Source organism: Helicobacter didelphidarum (assembly GCF_003364195.1).
GTDB lineage: Bacteria > Campylobacterota > Campylobacteria > Campylobacterales > Helicobacteraceae > Helicobacter_A > Helicobacter_A didelphidarum.
In genome coordinates this window covers 122,907-141,495 of the sequence record NZ_NXLQ01000003.1, presented here as the reverse complement: position 1 = coordinate 141,495, position 18,589 = coordinate 122,907, and the positions used below count along the sequence as shown (strand labels likewise).

The 18,589-nt window shown below is 33.2% G+C and carries 28 protein-coding genes; 24 read left to right on the top strand and 4 right to left on the bottom strand.

All coding sequences use genetic code 11. The annotated features are described in order from the left end of the window. Positions 1-33: 33 nt before the first annotated feature. The 3 genes from rpsL to fusA are packed head-to-tail and all read left to right on the top strand — an operon-like array spanning position 34 to position 3,006. Positions 34-420 (top strand): 30S ribosomal protein S12, encoded by a 387-nt coding sequence (gene rpsL, locus CQA53_RS03255; protein ID WP_115542589.1) that lies wholly within the window; start codon positions 34-36, stop codon positions 418-420. Positions 421-441: 21 nt separating this feature from the next. Then, complete coding sequence (gene rpsG / locus CQA53_RS03250) at positions 442-909, top strand: 30S ribosomal protein S7 (RefSeq protein WP_115542588.1); 468 nt, start codon at positions 442-444, stop codon at positions 907-909. Positions 910-927: 18 nt separating this feature from the next. Beyond that, the gene (gene fusA / locus CQA53_RS03245; RefSeq protein WP_115542587.1) at positions 928-3,006 is read left to right on the top strand and encodes an elongation factor G; all 2,079 of its coding nucleotides are present in this window, start codon (positions 928-930) and stop codon (positions 3,004-3,006) included. Positions 3,007-3,583: 577 nt separating this feature from the next. Here fusA and CQA53_RS03240 read toward each other — a convergent pair. The 4 genes from CQA53_RS03240 to CQA53_RS03225 form a co-directional block, all read right to left on the bottom strand. Then, positions 3,584-4,855: an adenylosuccinate synthase gene (locus CQA53_RS03240; protein WP_115542586.1), complete on the bottom strand. Its 1,272-nt coding sequence runs from the start codon at positions 4,853-4,855 to the stop codon at positions 3,584-3,586. Positions 4,856-4,881: 26 nt separating this feature from the next. After that, entirely contained in the window at positions 4,882-5,727 is an 846-nt protein-coding gene (locus CQA53_RS03235; protein ID WP_115542585.1) for an ATP phosphoribosyltransferase regulatory subunit, read from the bottom strand. Positions 5,728-6,010: 283 nt separating this feature from the next. Next, positions 6,011-6,514, bottom strand: coding sequence for a chemotaxis protein CheX (locus CQA53_RS03230; protein WP_115542584.1), 504 nt, complete (start codon positions 6,512-6,514; stop codon positions 6,011-6,013). Positions 6,515-6,860: 346 nt separating this feature from the next. Continuing rightward, the gene (locus tag CQA53_RS03225; RefSeq protein ID WP_115542583.1) at positions 6,861-8,132 is read right to left on the bottom strand and encodes a GNAT family N-acetyltransferase; all 1,272 of its coding nucleotides are present in this window, start codon (positions 8,130-8,132) and stop codon (positions 6,861-6,863) included. Positions 8,133-8,781: 649 nt separating this feature from the next. On the opposite strand from CQA53_RS03225, the gene rpsJ reads away from it, so the two are divergent. The 21 genes from rpsJ to secY are packed head-to-tail and all read left to right on the top strand — an operon-like array spanning position 8,782 to position 18,589. Beyond that, positions 8,782-9,093, top strand: a complete 312-nt coding sequence (gene rpsJ, locus CQA53_RS03220) for a 30S ribosomal protein S10 (protein ID WP_115542582.1) — start codon at positions 8,782-8,784, stop codon at positions 9,091-9,093. Positions 9,094-9,144: 51 nt separating this feature from the next. Next, complete coding sequence (rplC, locus tag CQA53_RS03215; RefSeq protein ID WP_115542581.1) at positions 9,145-9,741, top strand: 50S ribosomal protein L3; 597 nt, start codon at positions 9,145-9,147, stop codon at positions 9,739-9,741. Next, complete coding sequence (gene rplD, locus CQA53_RS03210; protein WP_115542580.1) at positions 9,738-10,352, top strand: 50S ribosomal protein L4; 615 nt, start codon at positions 9,738-9,740, stop codon at positions 10,350-10,352. The genes rplC and rplD overlap by 4 nt, the downstream gene beginning before the upstream one ends. A 2-nt stretch (positions 10,353-10,354) precedes the next feature. Beyond that, positions 10,355-10,636: a 50S ribosomal protein L23 gene (locus tag CQA53_RS03205; protein WP_115542579.1), complete on the top strand. Its 282-nt coding sequence runs from the start codon at positions 10,355-10,357 to the stop codon at positions 10,634-10,636. A gap of 15 nt (positions 10,637-10,651) precedes the next feature. After that, positions 10,652-11,479 (top strand): 50S ribosomal protein L2, encoded by an 828-nt coding sequence (rplB, locus tag CQA53_RS03200; RefSeq protein WP_115542578.1) that lies wholly within the window; start codon positions 10,652-10,654, stop codon positions 11,477-11,479. Between the two features lie 9 nt (positions 11,480-11,488). Continuing rightward, positions 11,489-11,770 carry a 30S ribosomal protein S19 gene (rpsS, locus tag CQA53_RS03195; RefSeq protein ID WP_115542577.1) on the top strand — a complete coding sequence of 94 codons (282 nt, stop codon included), beginning with the start codon at positions 11,489-11,491 and terminating at the stop codon, positions 11,768-11,770. 19 nt (positions 11,771-11,789) lie between these two features. Then, positions 11,790-12,206 carry a 50S ribosomal protein L22 gene (gene rplV, locus CQA53_RS03190; RefSeq protein WP_115542576.1) on the top strand — a complete coding sequence of 139 codons (417 nt, stop codon included), beginning with the start codon at positions 11,790-11,792 and terminating at the stop codon, positions 12,204-12,206. After that, a complete protein-coding gene (rpsC, locus tag CQA53_RS03185; protein WP_115542575.1) occupies positions 12,207-12,899 on the top strand; it encodes a 30S ribosomal protein S3 in 693 nt (230 codons plus the stop codon). It begins immediately after the preceding gene. A gap of 3 nt (positions 12,900-12,902) precedes the next feature. Continuing rightward, positions 12,903-13,328, top strand: a complete 426-nt coding sequence (rplP, locus tag CQA53_RS03180) for a 50S ribosomal protein L16 (protein WP_115542574.1) — start codon at positions 12,903-12,905, stop codon at positions 13,326-13,328. Further along, a complete protein-coding gene (rpmC, locus tag CQA53_RS03175; RefSeq protein WP_115542573.1) occupies positions 13,315-13,518 on the top strand; it encodes a 50S ribosomal protein L29 in 204 nt (67 codons plus the stop codon). The genes rplP and rpmC overlap by 14 nt, the downstream gene beginning before the upstream one ends. A 14-nt stretch (positions 13,519-13,532) precedes the next feature. Next, positions 13,533-13,799, top strand: coding sequence for a 30S ribosomal protein S17 (gene rpsQ / locus CQA53_RS03170; protein ID WP_115542572.1), 267 nt, complete (start codon positions 13,533-13,535; stop codon positions 13,797-13,799). Further along, the gene (gene rplN / locus CQA53_RS03165) at positions 13,796-14,164 is read left to right on the top strand and encodes a 50S ribosomal protein L14 (protein WP_115542571.1); all 369 of its coding nucleotides are present in this window, start codon (positions 13,796-13,798) and stop codon (positions 14,162-14,164) included. Before rpsQ ends, rplN begins: the two co-directional genes overlap by 4 nt. Then, on the top strand, positions 14,164-14,391 hold the full coding sequence (gene rplX, locus CQA53_RS03160) for a 50S ribosomal protein L24 (protein WP_115542570.1): 228 nt from the start codon (positions 14,164-14,166) through the stop codon (positions 14,389-14,391). The genes rplN and rplX overlap by 1 nt, the downstream gene beginning before the upstream one ends. 8 nt (positions 14,392-14,399) lie before the next feature. Further along, positions 14,400-14,945 carry a 50S ribosomal protein L5 gene (rplE, locus tag CQA53_RS03155; protein ID WP_115542569.1) on the top strand — a complete coding sequence of 182 codons (546 nt, stop codon included), beginning with the start codon at positions 14,400-14,402 and terminating at the stop codon, positions 14,943-14,945. 3 nt (positions 14,946-14,948) lie between these two features. Beyond that, on the top strand, positions 14,949-15,134 hold the full coding sequence (locus CQA53_RS03150; protein WP_115542568.1) for a type Z 30S ribosomal protein S14: 186 nt from the start codon (positions 14,949-14,951) through the stop codon (positions 15,132-15,134). An 11-nt stretch (positions 15,135-15,145) separates the two neighbouring features. Next, the gene (gene rpsH / locus CQA53_RS03145; RefSeq protein WP_115542567.1) at positions 15,146-15,541 is read left to right on the top strand and encodes a 30S ribosomal protein S8; all 396 of its coding nucleotides are present in this window, start codon (positions 15,146-15,148) and stop codon (positions 15,539-15,541) included. 8 nt (positions 15,542-15,549) lie between these two features. Continuing rightward, positions 15,550-16,086 (top strand): 50S ribosomal protein L6, encoded by a 537-nt coding sequence (gene rplF / locus CQA53_RS03140; RefSeq protein WP_115542566.1) that lies wholly within the window; start codon positions 15,550-15,552, stop codon positions 16,084-16,086. Between the two features lie 16 nt (positions 16,087-16,102). After that, a complete protein-coding gene (rplR, locus tag CQA53_RS03135) occupies positions 16,103-16,459 on the top strand; it encodes a 50S ribosomal protein L18 (RefSeq protein ID WP_115542565.1) in 357 nt (118 codons plus the stop codon). A 12-nt stretch (positions 16,460-16,471) separates the two neighbouring features. Further along, positions 16,472-16,921 (top strand): 30S ribosomal protein S5, encoded by a 450-nt coding sequence (rpsE, locus tag CQA53_RS03130; RefSeq protein ID WP_115542564.1) that lies wholly within the window; start codon positions 16,472-16,474, stop codon positions 16,919-16,921. A gap of 10 nt (positions 16,922-16,931) precedes the next feature. Then, positions 16,932-17,330 carry a 50S ribosomal protein L15 gene (gene rplO / locus CQA53_RS03125; protein ID WP_115542563.1) on the top strand — a complete coding sequence of 133 codons (399 nt, stop codon included), beginning with the start codon at positions 16,932-16,934 and terminating at the stop codon, positions 17,328-17,330. Then, complete coding sequence (secY, locus tag CQA53_RS03120) at positions 17,330-18,589, top strand: preprotein translocase subunit SecY (protein WP_115542562.1); 1,260 nt, start codon at positions 17,330-17,332, stop codon at positions 18,587-18,589. Before rplO ends, secY begins: the two co-directional genes overlap by 1 nt.

Here is an 18,589-nt window from a genome sequence, read left to right as displayed (position 1 = left end):
TATTTTTGTAAAAATTTCATTTAAAGGATATATGTGCCAACGATTAATCAGTTAATTCGTAAGGAAAGAAAAAAAGTTGTCAAAAAGACAAAGTCCCCCGCACTAGTAGAGTGTCCTCAAAGAAGAGGTGTTTGCACTAGGGTTTATACTACAACACCAAGGAAGCCAAATTCAGCTATTAGAAAAGTAGCTAAAGTCAGATTGACAAGTAAGTTCGAAGTAATTAGTTACATACCTGGAATTGGGCATAATCTGCAAGAACACTCAATAGTTCTTGTTCGTGGTGGTCGTGTAAAAGACTTACCCGGTGTGAAATATCATATTGTTCGTGGTGCGCTTGATACTGCAGGAGTAGCAAAACGATCGGTTTCTCGCAGTAAGTATGGTGCAAAAAAAGCGAAAGCTGATACAAAAAAATAGTTTATTAGGAGCAATAATTTAATGAGAAGAAGAAAAGCCCCGGTCAGGGAAGTTTTGGGAGATCCAATTTATGGTAATAAGGTTATAACAAAGTTTATCAACAAAATGATGTATGATGGTAAAAAAAGTGTTTCTGAAAAAATTATCTATGCTGCTTTTGATCGCATTGAAGAGAAGACTGGTGAAAAAGGAATTGAAATATTTGAAAAGGCTTTAGAAAAAATTCGTCCTTTGGTGGAGGTGAGAAGTCGTAGAGTTGGTGGAGCGACTTACCAAGTGCCAGTTGAAGTGCGTCCAGAGAGGCAACAAAGTTTATCCATTCGTTGGCTTTTAGAAGCTACGCGGAAGAGAAATGAACGGACCATGGTGGAGAGATTGGCAAATGAGCTTATGGATGCCGCAAGTGATAAGGGAACAGCATTTAAGAAGAAAGAGGATGTGCATAAAATGGCAGAAGCAAATAAAGCATTTGCACATTATCGTTGGTAATTAAATTAAGGGATAAAAATGGCTAGAAAAACTCCACTTAATCGGATACGAAATATTGGTATTGCTGCACATATCGATGCAGGGAAAACAACTACTTCAGAGAGAATTTTATTCTATACGGGTGTTAGTCATAAAATTGGTGAAGTCCATGATGGTGCGGCTACCATGGACTGGATGGAGCAAGAGAAAGAAAGAGGGATAACCATTACTTCTGCTGCTACTACTTGTTTTTGGAAAGATTATCAAATTAATCTTATTGATACTCCTGGACATGTGGATTTTACAATTGAAGTAGAACGATCTATGCGTGTGCTTGATGGTGCTGTTGCTGTGTTTTGTTCTGTTGGTGGTGTGCAACCACAAAGTGAAACTGTGTGGCGACAAGCAAATAAATATGGTGTTCCTCGCATGGTTTTTGTTAATAAGATGGATAGAATCGGTGCAAATTTCTATAATGTAGAATCTCAAATTAAAGAACGATTAAAAGCTAATCCAGTACCAATATGTATTCCTATCGGGGCAGAAGATTCATTCAAAGGTATTATTGATTTAGTGCTTATGAAAGCTATTGTATGGAATGATGAGTCAATGGGTGCACAATATGATATTGAGGAGATTCCTGTAGATTTAGTAGAAAAAGCGAATGAATACCGAGAAAAGCTTGTGGAATATGCAGCAGAGCAAGATGAAGCCCTTATGGAGAAATATTTGGGTGGCGAGGAATTAAGTCAGGAGGACATAAAAAGGGGGATTAAAATAGGGTGCCACAATATGAGTTTGATTCCAATGCTTTGTGGATCAAGTTTTAAGAATAAAGGTGTGCAAACTTTACTTGATGCAATTGTGGATTATCTCCCATCTCCTACCGAAGTTGTTGAGATTAAAGGCGTTGATCCTAAAACAAATAGTGAGATTCTTGTTGAATCTACAGATAATGGGGAATTTGCTGGGCTTGCTTTTAAGATTATGACAGATCCATTTGTAGGACAACTTACTTTTGTTCGTGTGTATCGTGGAATGTTAGAATCTGGAAGCTATGTTTATAATTCCACAAAGGGTAAAAAAGAACGTGTTGGTAGGCTTCTGAAAATGCATTCAAATAAACGAGAAGATATTAAGGAAGTCTATGCGGGCGAAATTTGTGCATTTGTTGGATTAAAAGAGACACTTACAGGAGATACACTTTGTGGTGATAAAGACGCTGTTATCCTAGAGAGAATGGAATTCCCGGAGCCTGTTATACATATCGCAGTTGAGCCAAAAACAAAGGCAGATCAAGAAAAAATGGCTGTTGCTTTAGGTAAGTTGGCAGAAGAAGATCCAAGTTTTCGTGTTAGCACTCAAGAAGAAACAGGACAAACCCTCATTGGTGGTATGGGCGAATTACACCTAGAGATTATTGTGGATAGATTAAAAAGAGAATTTCGTGTAGAAGCAGAGGTTGGACAACCACAAGTTGCATTCCGTGAAACTATTCGTGGCAGTGTTACTCAAGAGTGTAAATATGCAAAACAATCTGGAGGACGAGGACAATATGGACATGTGCATATTAAGCTTGAACCAAAAGAGGCAGGTAGTGGTTATGAATTTATTAATGAGATTAGTGGTGGAGTAATTCCTAAAGAATATATTCCTGCGGTTGATAAGGGTATTCAAGAAGCTATGCAAAATGGTGTTCTAGCGGGGTATCCTGTCGTAGATTGTAAGGTAACACTTTATGATGGTAGCTATCATGAAGTAGATTCTAGTGAAATGGCATTTAAAATTGCTGGTTCAATGGCATTTAAAGATGCTTGCAGAAAAGCGGATGCGGTGCTTTTAGAGCCAATGATGAAAGTTGAAGTTGAAGTGCCAGAAGAGTATATGGGCGATGTAATTGGAGATTTGAATCGTAGGCGAGGACAAATCAATTCGATGGACGATAGAATGGGATTAAAAATTGTCAATGCTTTTGTCCCTTTGGCTGAGATGTTTGGTTATTCTACGGATTTGCGTTCTGCTACACAGGGACGTGGGACATATACTATGGAATTTGATCATTATGGGGAAGTACCAAATAATATTGCTAAAGAGATTATGGAAAAACGCAAAGTGTAATATTCTCATAACATTAAGTATATAGCTAAATAGTTTTATTTAGCTTAAATTGATGAGATAAAGATATAGTTCATTCCTCTCAATTGCGGTTATTCCTTGTAACCGTTCAGTTTTGCTTTTTAGTAAAAAGTTCAAAAAAGTTCGTAATTACTTATTTAAAGTCCCTTTTTAGTGCAGACTTATTTTAGAATATTGCTATATTTTTATTTACTAATAGTGTTTTCAGGATTTTTTCTTGGTGAGAATACCATAATATAAGTTCTTATTATTAGCAATTATTTTTACAAAAACTCTGCTATTTTGAGAGAGATTATATTAGTTGCTTAATGTTTTCTGCTTCTAAATTTAATTTAATATTGTTATCATAAATGTTACTTTTATTTATAGCGGGATTTATTCCATTGAATTTTTCAATGATAATACAAGATATTTATTGATTCTATGAGATATATCACAATAAGAGAAAATAGGATTGGATTATATTATTAAAATAGAGAATTTTTTGTGTATCTAGTAATTTGGCATATAAAATAACATTAATATCTCATAAAACAAAGGCGGTAGCCCATCTATTGCGTTATCGAATAATCAAATCATCTCGTTCTGGGCTTGTAGAGATGAGACTAATCCTGCATTGCGTAAAATCTTCAATAAATTGGATATATTCCTTTGCTTCTTTTGGCAAATCATTGAAATTTCGTAAATTCGCCGTTTTCTCCCAACCAAGAAAGCTTTTATAAATTGGTTCTACATTTAAATCATAGGGTACATAATCAATTTGTTTGTTGTGATATTTATAAGCTACACAAGCTTTTACTTCATTTAGTCCATCAAGGACATCAATTTTCATTAATGCAAGTGCTGTGCAACCATTTAATCTTGCAGCATATTTAATCGCAACAAGATCAAGCCAACCGCATCTTCTTGATCGCCCCGTAGTTGTGCCGAATTCATGCCCTTTTTGGCGTAAAAAATCCCCTATATTATCATTTAATTCTGTAGGGAATGCTCCATTACCAACCCTTGTGCAGTATGCCTTTGTGATTCCAATAACTTCATCTATATTTCGTGTATTTAAACCTGTTCCAGATAAACAACCCGCAATACTTGTATTTGAGCTTGTTACAAAGGGATAAGTGCCATGATCTATATCAAGCATACTGCCTTGCGCACCTTCAAGCATAATGCGTTTTTTGTTATCAACAGCCTCCCACAAGAGTCTTGTAGTATCGGTAATAAATGGTTGAAAGCGAGTAGCATATTTTTCAAGTTCATTCATCAGAAAATCTATATTAAATTCCATCCCAAGATTCTCAAGATTTTGAATCTTTACAAGATTTTTTTCTAATTTTGACTTTAATTCATTTTTTTTGAAAAGATCGCCAATTTGGATACCATATCTTGCTATTTTCTCTGTATATGCTGGTCCTATTCCCTTACCTGTTGTTCCAATAGCAATTGTGCGATTCTTTTCATTGAGATTATCTAATAAAATATGATGAGGTAAGATAATGTGTGCTTTATCAGAGATAAAAAGTTTACCTTCAAGTGGGCTATGAGATTGCTTACTATTTTCTGTTGCATATATTTTTTCAAATTGCAACATTTCTTTTTCAAGTGCGGATAAATCAATTACTACTCCATTGCCGATAATATTTTTGCATTGTGGGTATAAGATTCCACTAGGTATGAGATGAAGAGCATATTTTTTACCATTTACAACAATCGTGTGACCAGCATTATGTCCTCCCTGATAGCGGACAACAAAATCATAATCCTTTGCAAGCTTATCAACGATTTTTCCTTTTCCTTCATCTCCCCATTGCACACCTACAACCACTAAAGCCATATTTTTCCTTTACTTTAAGAATTGTTTTACTGAGTTTGTTTTAATAAATAATGGACAACACCATCAGTATAGATTCCAAATCCACAACTTTTTACACCATCGACTTGATATTTTCCACCTGCTAGAAAAGTTGAATTATTAAGAAACATTTTAAAAAATAAATCGTTGTAATAATCTACAGGTGCACTTAAAAATGGCGAACAAATGAGATTATCATATTGATATTGACAGCAATAAATAAGATATTGTAGTTCTTCGCGTAAAAATGCAGGGCATATTTGCAAGATAGATTCTAAATCTCGCACTTTTTCTACCGCCAAAAGCTTTACAATAAAATCAATATCTTGAATCTTCTCAATATTAAGTTTTGTAAAAAATTCATAATCCAATTCCAACTCTTGGGCACAAAGCTTTGCTATTCTTGTATTGGTAACTTGTAAAATAGGTTGTATTTTTAACGCTTCGAAAATACTGATTCCAAGCTGTAAAATCTCTGGCATTTCTTTTTCATCAAGACACTCTGCACCAATTTGATTATATTCTGTTGTTGGATAGCTAAAAACGGGCTGGATATAAAACCACTTTTTTTGCGTTGTGGTGCGTCCTAGTCGTTTTGTGATAATGCGAATAACATCTATTGTGCTATCATTTCGCATAGCAACTTGATAATTTTTTTCGCTACTAAGATGAATAACATTGCGATTTAGAAAGCTTTTTTGGTGTTGTTGATAGACAAAAATAGGACTTACGATTTCTTCAAATCCATGTTTATAGAATAATTCTACACTTAGATTTTCAACTTGTCGCTTGAGCTTTGCTGATAAACCAAAATGAAGTTTGCTCCCTTCTGGAATCTCATGTTCTAAAATCATTATTAACCTTCTTTAATTCTTTTATACTTTGTATTTCTAATTTTTCTTGATTTGAATTGCGATTCCTGTAATGATATTTTCTTACCTAAAAATGTGTTTATATAATCATAATAATGAAAGAATCTTAAATAATATAAAACTATTATTATACCTTAATAGTTGTTAAATTTTCCATAAAGTGTTCCAATATTTTTGTCGTCTCAATTTTATATTGTGTAAAGGTTAAATTATAGAAATTCTATTTGCTAACTCTTTGTTAGCCACCCATGTAATTGCGATTGTATTAAGTTGGTGCAATGAAAATGTTACAATAGCCATGTTGATTTAATTGGAAACACAAATATGATTTAGTATAATCTGTATGTTGTATTCCTAGAAAAGTTGGTGTAGAAATGGTAAAAAATATATTTTTAGCTTGTGCTAGTACTTTTGTATGTCCAATAACAAGATTGGCAATTTCTTTTGCCATATCATTCATCGTACTAGTATCTGGATTTTCATCAAAAAGAAATTCTTTGCACATAATTTTAAGAAATTCATCATTAAAGATAAGTGTGGCAAGGCATGTTTTTTTGTTAAAATTCATAGTAATTTCAGCACTGTTACCTTTTTCAAGCCTATGGTTGCATTGCATTGGTGTTTGACTAATGGAATTAGAAATAATATCAATAAAGCTATATGCTACTTCTGGAAGGATAATGTTTAAATCTATTTCTTCTTGCAGTATAGATTTTTGTTGTGATAACACAGAATCTCTATTGCTTTGATGCATATTATTATTTGCCATTTATTCTCCTAATAAGCTATGATTATAACATATTTTTATACCTTTATTGATTATAAATGCTATCTTGTAGGTTGTTGTTGTAATTTTTTAAAAATTGTAAGTATTTAGCAATAGAAAGTAGATTCTATAATTTTTGCTTTAAAATTTTTTCAAAAGATAATGAATTTGTTTTCTATCGTAATTAAGACACAGTAACCAAGTCCCTCATGATAGAAATTCAATTATTTTTAAAGTCTAATTGATATAATTCATGAGAAAGTATGTAGTGTATCCAGTTGTTGAAATTAAAATAACGCATGTCCAGCATTGTATTAGACCGCAATATAACATATAATTTCTAAAGCTCTTAAAAATAATCGCTAAAATATGCTTTGCCTTCTGGCAATATTTCTTCTAAGAGATTGATAATATGATCATTTGTGTTTAATCTTCCAATCTCGCGTAAATAGAGTGGGCGTTTGTATCCCAGCAACATTGTTGTGAGTGTTTGTATATCAATTTCTAGTGTGTTTGTATGAGAATCTTGATAGGAAATATTTAGGGTATGCATAGAATCTTTTTGATATTTGTGTGGAGTAATTTCTAAATATACATGATTTTCTTTAAAACACAAAGTAAAGATTCTATTATTCCATTCTAATAATACATCATGGACAATGAAAGAAAGAGTCGTTTCAAAGGTAATCGTATCAAAAGGATATTGAGATAAGAATTGTTCTACATCAACAATGCGTGCCATAATATAAGGTTGCGTTGTTTCTTTGATATGTCCATCTTCAAGTAAAAAAGCGAGGTTGTGGTTGCTAAAATTTAATCCTTCCACCCTATCAAACATAGATTGGTGTGCATTAATGTATCCCCAGATTCCATAACGTGCTTCTTTGTTAAGATAGATAAGTTCTTTTATTTTAAATACATCATTTTCAAGTAAATATACAATGTAGCCTGTTGGATTGTCATCTTTATCATAATAGATTGCGATAATTTCATCATCTACATCCCAACGCCAATACTCATTCCATGCAAGATTATCACGTATAAGACAACCATGTGTTTGTTTTGCAAATATATCATGTAGGGCAATTAAGTCAGGGTGATTCTGCGATACTCTTTGAATCATTCCTTCTACACTTGGGGTTCGTGGCACTTGATGGTCGGCAAGACTGAATGTCATCTTATCGCTTACAATTTCCCAACCGCGTGAACGATAATAGGGAATAGAGTATGGGTAGAGACACGAAATGCTTTGTTTATTTTTACGCATAACTTTAAGAATCTCGTGCATCAAATCCATCATGAGTCCAATACCAGAATATTCGGGATAAGTTGCTACACCAGTAATACCACCCATTTTGTAGATTGTGTTATAAATGTTCATCTGCATAGGATAGAGAGCAATTTGAGAGACAAGTTTATATTTATGAAACCAACCTAATACGTGTGCATTTTTTAAAATTGGAGATTTTGATTGTTTGATTTCTTCGTTATCCCAGCCAAAATGAAAAAGGTCCTTTTCTGTTACTTGAAATGCATAACGCAAAAGTTCATGAAACTGGTTAACATCTTGAGTGTCCAGTTGTTTCATTGTAAGTTCGTTTTTAATTTGTGATTTTTTCATAAATAAATCCTTTTAATGTATATAAAATTATAATGTTTTATAGGAAACAATAAATCTGTATCGTTTAATATGCTTATATGGAATTATATTTTTGTAATTTGCCTGTGGAAATAAGTTTATATGTTATGAATTCAGAATCATTTTATAATAAATATTTTATTCCTTTATATAAGGAATAAAATAGGGGTAAAAAATATTACTTTTAGCTAATATCTCTTGACTTACTCACATTTTTTTATTATCATTGTGCTTTTAAATTATGCACTATTGTTCTTTAAAAACATGATTTATCACAATCCAAAATATTTTTTATTTTTTTGGAGCACCAAATCTCTTTTTGAAAGATGAGTTATGAACTTGATAGTAATCACAATGTTTAACATAGATCATTGGGCTTGGCTATATTTGGGTTAGTCTTATATTATAATAAATGAATCTAATCTCATTGCTGATTCAGCACAAAATTAATACTATAATATGTTAATTAAGTTACAAAATTTAAATTTAACATAGATATTGTGTTAAAAATAAAGGCAATTCCAAAATTGAGATTAGGAGAGATTTATTAAATATTTCTACTTTAAGAAATAGAAATTATGATAACTTTAAAGAACATAAAGTGAGTTCTTAAACATTAAAAAGGAAAACTATGCAAAAGATTAGATTAAAATTGAAGGCTTACGATTATAGGGTGCTTGATAGATCGATAGTTGCTATTGTAAATGCAGCGAAAAGAACTGGTTCTGAAATTATCGGTCCAATCCCTCTTCCGACGCGTAAGAGACGCTATACAGTTTTGCGTTCTCCACATATTAATAAAGATTCTCGAGAGCAGTTTGAGATCCGCATCCATAGTCGAATTATTGATATTATGTCTGCAACAGGAGAAACGGTTGATAGTCTTATGAAACTTGATTTGGCACCGGAAGTTGATGTTGAAGTCATGTCAATGGACAAATAATTTAATCTTAAAATATACAAGTTAAGTTTTTTATATAGAAGGAATGTAAATATGGAATTTATTGTGCAAAAAGTTGGTATGAGTCGTATTATTGCAACACCAAGTCAGGCAGTAACTCTTCTCAAGGTATTGCATACAAAAGTATGCAAAATAGAAGAAAATGGGAAAGCTTTAGTTGCTTATTCACGAGGAAAAACTATAAATAATAGTATTGCTGGGAATCAGAAAAAATATAATTTAAGTAAAGAATTTAATCGTTTTGCAACACTCAAGGTTGCTAATACTGAAGTTGGAGATATTGATACTTCTATATTAGAAAATGGTAAAAAAGTAAAAGCTACCTTTAAAACAAAAGGGAGAGGTTTTACTGGTGCTATGAAGAGATGGAATTTTCAAGGTGGTCCAGCTGCACATGGTAGTAGATTCCATAGAAGATTAGGTTCTATTGGTAATAGAGAGTGGCCAGGGAGAGTGCAACCGGGCAAAAAGATGGCAGGGCATTATGGGAATGAGTTTGTGAGCGTAAAGAGCAATATTATTTCTTTTGATAAACAAAGTGGAATCCTTATATTAAAAGGGTCTGTTTCTGGGTTCAATGGTGCATATGGAAAAATTTTAATTTTAGAAAGTAAGGGTAACAAAAAATGAGCAAAGCAATCGTATTAGATGATCAATTTGTGAAAGGTGGCGAAATAGAATTACCAGCAAGATATAGCGATATTAATGAGCATAATCTCTATATCTATGTAAAATCTTATCTTGCAAGTCTTAGAACCAATAGTGCTCATGTAAAAACACGAGGCAATGTGAGTGGAGGTGGTAAAAAGCCTTGGGCACAAAAAGGTGGGGGTCGTGCAAGAGCAGGTAGCATTACTTCCCCTGTATTTGTAGGTGGTGGTATCAGCCATGGTCCAAGTAACAACAGAAACTATAATCTTAAAATTAATAAAAAACAAAAAAAATTAGCTTTAGAATTTGCATTAAAACAAAAAGCTGATGAAAATAATTTATTCGTTGTAGATTCTATAAATGTAGAAAGTGGAAAGACGAAAGATGCTTATAATAAGTTTCTTGCATTGGAGAGAAAAAGCACATTATTTGTAACACAGCTTAGCACAGAAAAAACATTTTTAGCATTTCGGAACTTACGAGCTTGTTATCTTGCGGATGCAAATGAATTAAATGCTTATCTTGTTGCAGCTTTTAGGAGTGTTGTGATTGAAAAAGCAGTGTTTGATGAAATTATAAAAAGAGGTTAAGAATGGCAGATATAACAGACATTAAAACAATTTTATATACAGAGAAGTCTTTGGGTTTTCAAGAAAGTGGTGTTATTGTTGTTCAAACTTCTACACGCATGACAAAAAATCGACTAAAGCAAATTTTTAAGGAATATTTTGGCTTTACTCCTATAAAAGTAAATTCTTTAAGACAAGATGGCAAAATCAAACGTTTTAAAGGACGAGAAGGACAAAGAATGGACTTTAAGAAATTTTATGTAAAGATTCCAGAAGGTGCGAATATTGATTCGCTTGCAGTTTAAGAATGAGGAGAGAGTATGGCAGTAAAAACTTATAAACCTTATACACCAAGCAGAAGATGGATGTCAAATCTTAGTTCAAATGATATTACAGCAAAGGCAAGTGTTCGTGGGTTGCTTAAAAAATTACCTGTAAGTGCAGGGCGTAATAATAATGGAAGGATTACAAGCAGACATAAAGAAGGTGGTGCAAAAAAACTTTACAGAATCATTGATTTTAAACGCAATAAATTTGGCATTGAAGGTCGTGTAAGTGCAATAGAATATGACCCATACAGAAACTGTCGCATAGCACTTATTAATTATAACGATGGTGAAAAGCGATATATCATTCAACCTAGTGGTTTAAAAGTTGGAGATTCTATAATTGCTGCTGAAGGTGGATTAGATGTAAAAGTTGGGTTTGCAATGAAACTTAAGAATATTCCAATAGGAACTATTGTGCATAATATTGAATTACACCCTAAAGCTGGTGGCACTATAGCAAGAAGTGCTGGATCTTCAGCACAGATTATGGGAAGAGAAGGAAAATATACAATTTTACGTATCCCAAGTGGCGAAATGCGTTATATATTAGATGAATGTATGGCAACTATTGGAAGTGTCGGAAATGAAGATTTTGCAAACATTTCTATTGGTAAAGCGGGACGTAATCGACACAGAGGAATTAGACCGCAAACTCGTGGTAGTGCCATGAACCCTGTTGATCACCCACATGGTGGAGGTGAAGGGAAGACAGGTTCAAGTGGACATCCGGTTTCTCCATGGGGGACACCAGCTAAAGGCTATAAGACAAGACGTAGAAAAGCAAGCGATAGACTGATTATTTCAAGAAGAAAAAAATAAGGAAGTAGTATGGCAAGATCGATAAAAAAAGGTCCATTTATAGATAAACATCTCGAAAAAAAAGTAGAGAAAGCAAAAAATACAAAAGATAATAAGCCTATTAAGACTTGGTCAAGAAGAAGCACAATATTGCCTGAAATGATAGGACTTACGTTTAGTGTCCATAATGGGAGAGTATTTGTCCCTGTATATATTACAGAGAATCATGTCGGATACAAGCTTGGTGAATTTGCACCTACTAGAACATTTAAGGGACATAAGGGTAGTGTTCAAAAAAAAATTGGTAAATAAGTGACGAGGTAAAAATTTAATGAGTAAAAAGCAGAATAAAAGACAGATACAAGGAAGCATAGCAATTTTACGCTACGCAAGACTTTCCCCTATAAAGGCACGATTAATTGCACGGGAAATAAAAGGTATGAATGCAGAAGTTGCATTGGCAAGTTTAGAGTTTACTTCAAATAAAGCTGCACGAGCGATCTATAAGACTCTCGCTTCAGCTATTGCAAATGGTGGATATGAAGCCACAAATGTTGAAGTTTCTTCATGTCGTATAGACACTGGTCCTGTTTTACGAAGATTTATGCCTCGTGCAAGAGGAAGAGCAACTCCTATTAGAAAGCCTATGGCACATATTTATGTAGAAGTTAGTGAAGTAAAGAAAGAGAAAAAAGATGCAACAAAAAATAAAGTTGTAAAACAAACAAGTAAAGGCGAGGTTAAGTAAATGGGTCAAAAAGTCAATCCAATAGGGTTAAGATTAGGAATCAATAGAAACTGGACTTCAAGATGGTTTCCAGATTCTAAGGATACTCCAGAAAGAATTGGTGAAGATCATATTATTCGTAAATTTTTAAAAAAAGAATTGTATTACGCAAGTGTAAGTGAGATTATTATTGAGAGAATGGCGACGAAACTTAGGATCACTATTGTTGCAGCAAAGCCAGGTTTAATCATTGGAAAAAAAGGTGCTGATATTGAAAAAATTAAAGAGATTCTCACAAAGCTTGTGAAGAAAGATATTTCTATTAACATTAAAGAAGCAAAAAGGTCTCAAGCAAATGCACAATTAGCTGCAGAAAGTATAGCGACACAACTTGAGCGTAGAATTGCTTTTAGACGTGCTATGAAAAAAGTTATGCAATTAGCCATGAAATCTGGTGCAAAAGGAATCAAGGTAAAGGTTTCAGGTCGTCTTGCTGGTGCTGAGATGGCTCGAACAGAATGGTATATGGAAGGCAGAGTGCCTTTACACACATTAAGAGCAAAGATTGATTATGGTTTTGCGGAAGCTATTACGACTTATGGAATTATTGGGGTCAAAGTTTGGATTTTTAAGGGTGAAGTTTTACAAAAAGGAATCCAAATAGAAAAAGAGGATTCTAAAGATTCTCGCCTCACTAAGGGAAAAAGGAGATAGATTATGTTAATGCCAAAAAGAACAAAATATAGAAAACAAATGAAAGGTAGGAATCGTGGAAAATCGTTTCGTGGAAATACCCTTGCATTTGGAGATATTGGTATCAAAGCTCTTGAACATGGAAGAATAGATTCCCGTCAAATAGAATCTGCGAGGATTGCAATGACAAGACATGTAAAGAGAGCTGGAAAAGTGTGGATAAGAGTTTTTCCTGATAAACCTTTAACTGCAAAACCACTTGAAGTAAGAATGGGTAAAGGTAAAGGTGGTGTTGAAAAATGGGTTATGAATATTAAGCCTGGTAGGATTATTTATGAAATGGTAGGTATAGAAGAACAAACTGCACGAGAAGCTTTAGCATTAGCTCAAAGCAAACTACCTTTTAAAACAAAAATTGTAACGAGTGAGAGTGAAAATGAAATATACTGATTTAAAAGATAAAGATTTATCAGAATTGCAACAATTACTGAGGGACAAAAAAACTGAGTTATTCACTTTAAAAATTAAGCTAAAAACCACTCAACTTACTAAAACAAGTGAAATTGCTGTAGTCCGTAAAGACATTGCCAAAATTTCTACGGCAATCACAGCAAAATTAAATGCTTTTAAAGAAATATGATTCAAGGATAGATAATGAGTGAAAAACAAGCACATAAAAGAGTGATACAAGGTAAGATTGTGAGTATTGCAGGAAATAAGAGTATTACGATATTGGTAGAAAGAAAAGTTGTTCATGAGAAATATCGTAAGATTGTTAAGCGGTTTAAAAAATATATTGTGCATGATGAAGAGAGTAAAGGCAAAGTTGGAGATGTAGTGACTGCTATTGAATGCAGACCTATTTCAAAATGCAAGACTTTTAAACTGAAAGATATTGTTGTAGTAGGAGTGTCCGAATGATACAGAGTTTTACGCGCCTAAGTGTAGCTGATAATAGTGGTGCTAAAGAAGTTATGTGTATTAAGGTACTGGGTGGAAGCCATAGACGTTATGCAAGTGTAGGTGATGTGATAGTTGTTTCTGTCAAAAAGGCTATTCCAAATGGAAAAGTAAAAAAAGGGCAGGTATTAAAAGCAGTTGTGGTGCGAACAAAAAAAGAAATACATAGAGAAAATGGCTCTCTTGTTCGCTTTGATGATAATGCGGCAGTTTTATTGGATGCAAAGCGTGAGCCAATAGGAACTCGTATATTTGGTCCAGTAAGTAGAGAAGTGCGATATGCGAATTTTATGAAAATAGTGTCGTTAGCTCCGGAGGTATTATAGTGAGTAATAAAGTAAAAATTAAAAGAGGCGATAATGTAACCATTATTGCTGGCGATGATAAAGGAAAAACAGGAGAAGTTGTCGCTGTATTTCCTAAAGATAATAAGCTTATTGTAAAAGATTGTAAGGTGGTTAAAAAAGCAATTAAACCAACTGAAGAAAATAAAAAAGGTGGTTTTATTGCAAAAGAAATGCCTATACATATTTCTAATGTGAAAAAATCGTAGGAGACAGTATGTATGCATTAAGAGAACATTATAAAAATGAAATAAGACAAGAACTTGCAAAGCAACTTAATATAAAAAATCCTGTGTTATTACCAAAATTAGAAAAAATTGTAATTAGTGTTGGTGCAGGTGAATATGCAAAAGAAGCAAAGATTATACAAAATATTGCTGATACAATTTCTTTAATTTCTGGACAAAAGGCCGTTATTACAAAAGCAAAGAAGTCTGTTGCAGGATTTAAAATGCGAGAAGGTATGTCAATGGGAGTTAAGGTAACTCTTAGGGGCAAGATGATGTATAACTTTTTGGAAAAACTTATTGTTGTTGCACTTCCAAGGGTAAAAGATTTTAGGGGTGTTCCTCGTAATGGCTTCGATGGTAAGGGGAATTATAGTTTTGGATTGAATGAGCAACTTATGTTTCCAGAAGTTGTGTATGATGATATTATGGTTACACACGGTATGAATATTACAATGGTAACAAGCACAGAAAATGATAAAGAGGCATTTAAATTATTGGAATTATTTGGAATGCCATTTGCGAAAGGAAAATAGTTTATGGCAAAAAAATCAATGATAGCAAAGGCTAAAAGAAAAGCAAAATTTAGTGTTCGACGATATACTCGTTGTCAAGTGTGTGGAAGACCCCACTCTGTATATCGAGATTTTTCCCTATGTCGTGTATGTTTGAGAAAAATGGGTAATGAGGGATTAATTCCTGGATTACGAAAAGCAAGTTGGTAAGGAGATTGAAAATGGTAAATGATATTATTGCAGATTCTCTTACTCGGATTAGAAATGCAACGATGCGACGATTAGATAATACAGAATTATATTATGCTAAAATTGTTGCAAGTATCTTAGAGGTTTTTAAGACAAGAGGTTTTATTAAAGATTACAAGATTAATGATAAGAATGGTAAGCAAAGTATTTTTGTTCAACTTGCATACGATGATCGTGGTGTATCAGCAATTAATGAAATTGTAAGAATTAGTAAGCCCGGAAGAAGAGTTTATAAAACCTCTAAAGACCTGAAAAGATTTAAGAATGGTTATGGTATTATTGTAGTAAGCACAAGTAAGGGAGTTATAGCAAATGATGAGGCCTATAAGGCAAACATCGGTGGTGAAGCTCTTTGTAGTATCTGGTAGGAGTAGAAATGTCTAGAATTGGTAAAAAGCCCATAAATATCCCCGATGGTATTGATGTTACAATAAACAATAGTGTAATTACCTTTAAGGGTAAAAAAGAAAGTAAAGTTTTAGAAACATATGGTCGTGTTGGAGTAAAGCTTGAAAACAAGCAACTTGTGTTTTCATTGTTAAACGATGAACCGCAGTCTCGTGCATTTTGGGGAACTTATCGTGCCTTGGCAAACAATATTATATTGGGGTTAAATGATGGTTTTACAAAAACACTTGAAATTAATGGTGTTGGTTATAAAGCGAATGTAAGTGGAAAATTTTTAGAGCTTGCACTTGGTTTTTCTCATCCGATTAAATATCCTATTCCTGCAAATGTTGAGATAGCTGTAGATAAAAATACTATTACAATAAAAGGAAGTGATAAACAACAGATTGGACAAATTGCTGCTGAAATACGAGAATTTAGACCCCCAGAGCCATATAAAGGTAAAGGTATTAAATATAATGATGAAGTGATATTGCGCAAAGCTGGTAAGACTTCTAAAAAATAATTTTAAGGTGTAGAGTATGACTTCCAAAGTTTTAGAAAGAAAAAAGAAATTAAGATTAAAGCGTAAAATGCGTGCAAGAGTTCAATGTGCAGGTTGTTCTATAAAGCCAAGAGTAAGTGTTTTTCGTTCAAATAAATATTTTTATGCTCAAGCTATTGATGATACAAAAGGTCATACTTTAGTTGCAGTTGATAGTCGTAAGCTTAAAGTCGGTAATACAAAAGCAGATGTTATAAAAGTTGGCGAAGAGTTTGCAAAGATGTTAAAAACCAATAACATAGAATCTGTAATATTTGATAGAAATGGATATTTATATCATGGTGTTATTGCTTCTTTTGCTGATAGTTTGAGAAATAATGGTATAGCACTATAAGGAGTTGTAGTAATGGAAATCAATGAAATCAATAAAGAAGAATTCAGCGAAGTTGTAGTAAATATAGGACGTGTAACAAAAGTTGTGAAAGGTGGGAGAAGATTCCGTTTTAATGCACTTGTTGTGATAGGGAATCGTAATGGGCTAGTTGGTTTTGGTCTTGGAAAAGCTAAAGAAGTTCCAGATGCAATTAAAAAAGCTATTGACGATGCTTTCAAAAATATTATACAGGTAAATATTAAAGGAACAACGATTGCTCATGATATAGAGTATAAATATAATGCAAGTAGAATCTTATTGAAACCTGCGAGTGAAGGGACAGGAGTTATTGCTGGTGGAAGTGCTAGACCTGTAATTGAGCTTGCTGGAATCAAAGATATTTTGACAAAATCGTTAGGCTCTAATAATCCTTATAATGTTGTACGTGCAACTTTTGATGCATTGGCAAAAATTAAAGCTTAAGGAGTTATTTATGTTGGAAAAAATTAAACCCGCAGAGAATAGCACAAGAGACATTAAAAGAGTTGGACGAGGTCAAGGGTCTGGTATGGGAAAAACCTCTACTCGTGGAGGAAAGGGCCAAACTGCAAGAACAGGTTATAAAGCAAAAAGAGGATTTGAAGGTGGGCAACAACCACTTCAGAGAAGGTTACCAAAAGTTGGATTTACTTCAAGAGTTATAAAGCCTTTTGTGATTAATGTTGAAAAACAAAATAAGGTAAAAGAGATACATTCCATTACACTTCAAGCCATTAAAGAAATATATTCTATTCCGAAATATGTTACAAAGATAAAACTTATTGGCAAAAGTGCAAAAGATTTGCAATCTAAAATTGCTGATGAAAGTGTTATGGTTACTGGAAAAGCTTAATGAATAAAAGTATTTTAAATAAAATTCTTATTACTCTCGCATTCTTGTTTGCTTATAGAATGCTCTCTTATGTTACCGTTCCTGGTGTTGATATTAGTGTCCTTAAAGATATTTTTGCCCAAAATGCTAATAATGCTTTAGGGTTATTTAATATGTTTAGTGGTAACGCCGTTGAACGTTTAAGTATTATATCTCTTGGTATTATGCCTTATATTACAGCTTCGATTATTATGGAATTGCTTTCTGCAACTTTTAGTAATATTGGAAAAATGAAGAAAGAACGTGATGGTATGCAACAATATATGCAAATCGTTCGATATTTAACTATTTTTATTACGATTATCCAGGCAACAAGCGTATCTTATGGTTTAAAGAGTATTGAAAATGGAAATGCAATTGTGCTAGATAGTATGACGCTTTTTGTTGTTATTGCGATTTTTTCTATGCTAACTGGAACAATGTTATTAATGTGGATTGGTGAGCAAATTACTCAACGAGGTGTTGGAAATGGTATCAGTTTGATTATTTTTGCAGGTATTGTTTCTGGCATTCCGCAAGCAATAGGTTTTGAGTTTAAAGCAGTGAGCGAAAATGATAAAAGTATTTTTCAACTTTTACTCGTGTTTGCTGTTATCCTTGTTACCGTGTTTATTATTATTTATGTTGAACTTGGTGAAAGACGCATTCCTATATCTTATGCACGTAAGGTTATTATGCAAAATCAACATAAAAGAATTATGAACTATATTCCAATAAAAATTAATTTGAGCGGTGTTATTCCACCAATTTTTGCCTCCGCATTATTGGTATTCCCCTCAACAATCTTACAACAAGCACCTGCAGATTCTATATGGGAAAGGATTGGGGATTATATTAATCCATCATCGTATCTTTATAATATTTTGATGTTTATTTTTATTGTATTTTTTGCATATTTTTATTCTTCGATAGTTTTTAATTCTAAGGATATTGCAGATAATCTTAAAAGACAAAATGGTTTTATTCCCGGACTTAGACCTGGAGAAAATACAGCACATTATCTTAATAAGGTTGCTGGACATTTGACATTTTGGGGTTCTCTTTATTTAGCTATTATTTCTACGCTACCTTGGCTTTTGTTGAAGGGTATGGGTGTGCATTTTGTGTTTGGTGGAACGTCTGTTTTAATTGTTGTGCAAGTAGCAATTGATACAATGAGAAAAATTGAAGCTCAGCTTTATACAAGTAAATACCAAACACTGAGTGCAGTGGGAATCTAG

Excerpts from the sequence above, each read along its gene's own strand:
- rplO (WP_115542563.1), top strand. The coding sequence starts at position 16,932 with ATGTTGGAAAAAATTAAACCCGCAGAGAATAGCACAAGAGACATTAAA.
- rpsC (WP_115542575.1), top strand. The coding sequence starts at position 12,207 with ATGGGTCAAAAAGTCAATCCAATAGGGTTAAGATTAGGAATCAATAGA.
- rplB (WP_115542578.1), top strand. The coding sequence starts at position 10,652 with ATGGCAGTAAAAACTTATAAACCTTATACACCAAGCAGAAGATGGATG.
- rpsS (WP_115542577.1), top strand. The coding sequence starts at position 11,489 with ATGGCAAGATCGATAAAAAAAGGTCCATTTATAGATAAACATCTCGAA.
- CQA53_RS03230 (WP_115542584.1), bottom strand. The coding sequence starts at position 6,514 with ATGGCAAATAATAATATGCATCAAAGCAATAGAGATTCTGTGTTATCA.
- rpsG (WP_115542588.1), top strand. The coding sequence starts at position 442 with ATGAGAAGAAGAAAAGCCCCGGTCAGGGAAGTTTTGGGAGATCCAATT.
- CQA53_RS03240 (WP_115542586.1), bottom strand. The coding sequence starts at position 4,855 with ATGGCTTTAGTGGTTGTAGGTGTGCAATGGGGAGATGAAGGAAAAGGA.
- rpsE (WP_115542564.1), top strand. The coding sequence starts at position 16,472 with ATGGAAATCAATGAAATCAATAAAGAAGAATTCAGCGAAGTTGTAGTA.
- rplD (WP_115542580.1), top strand. The coding sequence starts at position 9,738 with ATGAGCAAAGCAATCGTATTAGATGATCAATTTGTGAAAGGTGGCGAA.
- rpsJ (WP_115542582.1), top strand. The coding sequence starts at position 8,782 with ATGCAAAAGATTAGATTAAAATTGAAGGCTTACGATTATAGGGTGCTT.
- rplF (WP_115542566.1), top strand. The coding sequence starts at position 15,550 with ATGTCTAGAATTGGTAAAAAGCCCATAAATATCCCCGATGGTATTGAT.
- rplR (WP_115542565.1), top strand. The coding sequence starts at position 16,103 with ATGACTTCCAAAGTTTTAGAAAGAAAAAAGAAATTAAGATTAAAGCGT.
- rpsH (WP_115542567.1), top strand. The coding sequence starts at position 15,146 with ATGGTAAATGATATTATTGCAGATTCTCTTACTCGGATTAGAAATGCA.
- rplC (WP_115542581.1), top strand. The coding sequence starts at position 9,145 with ATGGAATTTATTGTGCAAAAAGTTGGTATGAGTCGTATTATTGCAACA.
- CQA53_RS03150 (WP_115542568.1), top strand. The coding sequence starts at position 14,949 with ATGGCAAAAAAATCAATGATAGCAAAGGCTAAAAGAAAAGCAAAATTT.
- CQA53_RS03205 (WP_115542579.1), top strand. The coding sequence starts at position 10,355 with ATGGCAGATATAACAGACATTAAAACAATTTTATATACAGAGAAGTCT.
- rplP (WP_115542574.1), top strand. The coding sequence starts at position 12,903 with ATGTTAATGCCAAAAAGAACAAAATATAGAAAACAAATGAAAGGTAGG.
- rpsQ (WP_115542572.1), top strand. The coding sequence starts at position 13,533 with ATGAGTGAAAAACAAGCACATAAAAGAGTGATACAAGGTAAGATTGTG.
- secY (WP_115542562.1), top strand. The coding sequence starts at position 17,330 with ATGAATAAAAGTATTTTAAATAAAATTCTTATTACTCTCGCATTCTTG.
- CQA53_RS03235 (WP_115542585.1), bottom strand. The coding sequence starts at position 5,727 with ATGATTTTAGAACATGAGATTCCAGAAGGGAGCAAACTTCATTTTGGT.
- rpmC (WP_115542573.1), top strand. The coding sequence starts at position 13,315 with ATGAAATATACTGATTTAAAAGATAAAGATTTATCAGAATTGCAACAA.
- rplN (WP_115542571.1), top strand. The coding sequence starts at position 13,796 with ATGATACAGAGTTTTACGCGCCTAAGTGTAGCTGATAATAGTGGTGCT.
- fusA (WP_115542587.1), top strand. The coding sequence starts at position 928 with ATGGCTAGAAAAACTCCACTTAATCGGATACGAAATATTGGTATTGCT.
- rplV (WP_115542576.1), top strand. The coding sequence starts at position 11,790 with ATGAGTAAAAAGCAGAATAAAAGACAGATACAAGGAAGCATAGCAATT.
- rplE (WP_115542569.1), top strand. The coding sequence starts at position 14,400 with ATGTATGCATTAAGAGAACATTATAAAAATGAAATAAGACAAGAACTT.
- CQA53_RS03225 (WP_115542583.1), bottom strand. The coding sequence starts at position 8,132 with ATGAAAAAATCACAAATTAAAAACGAACTTACAATGAAACAACTGGAC.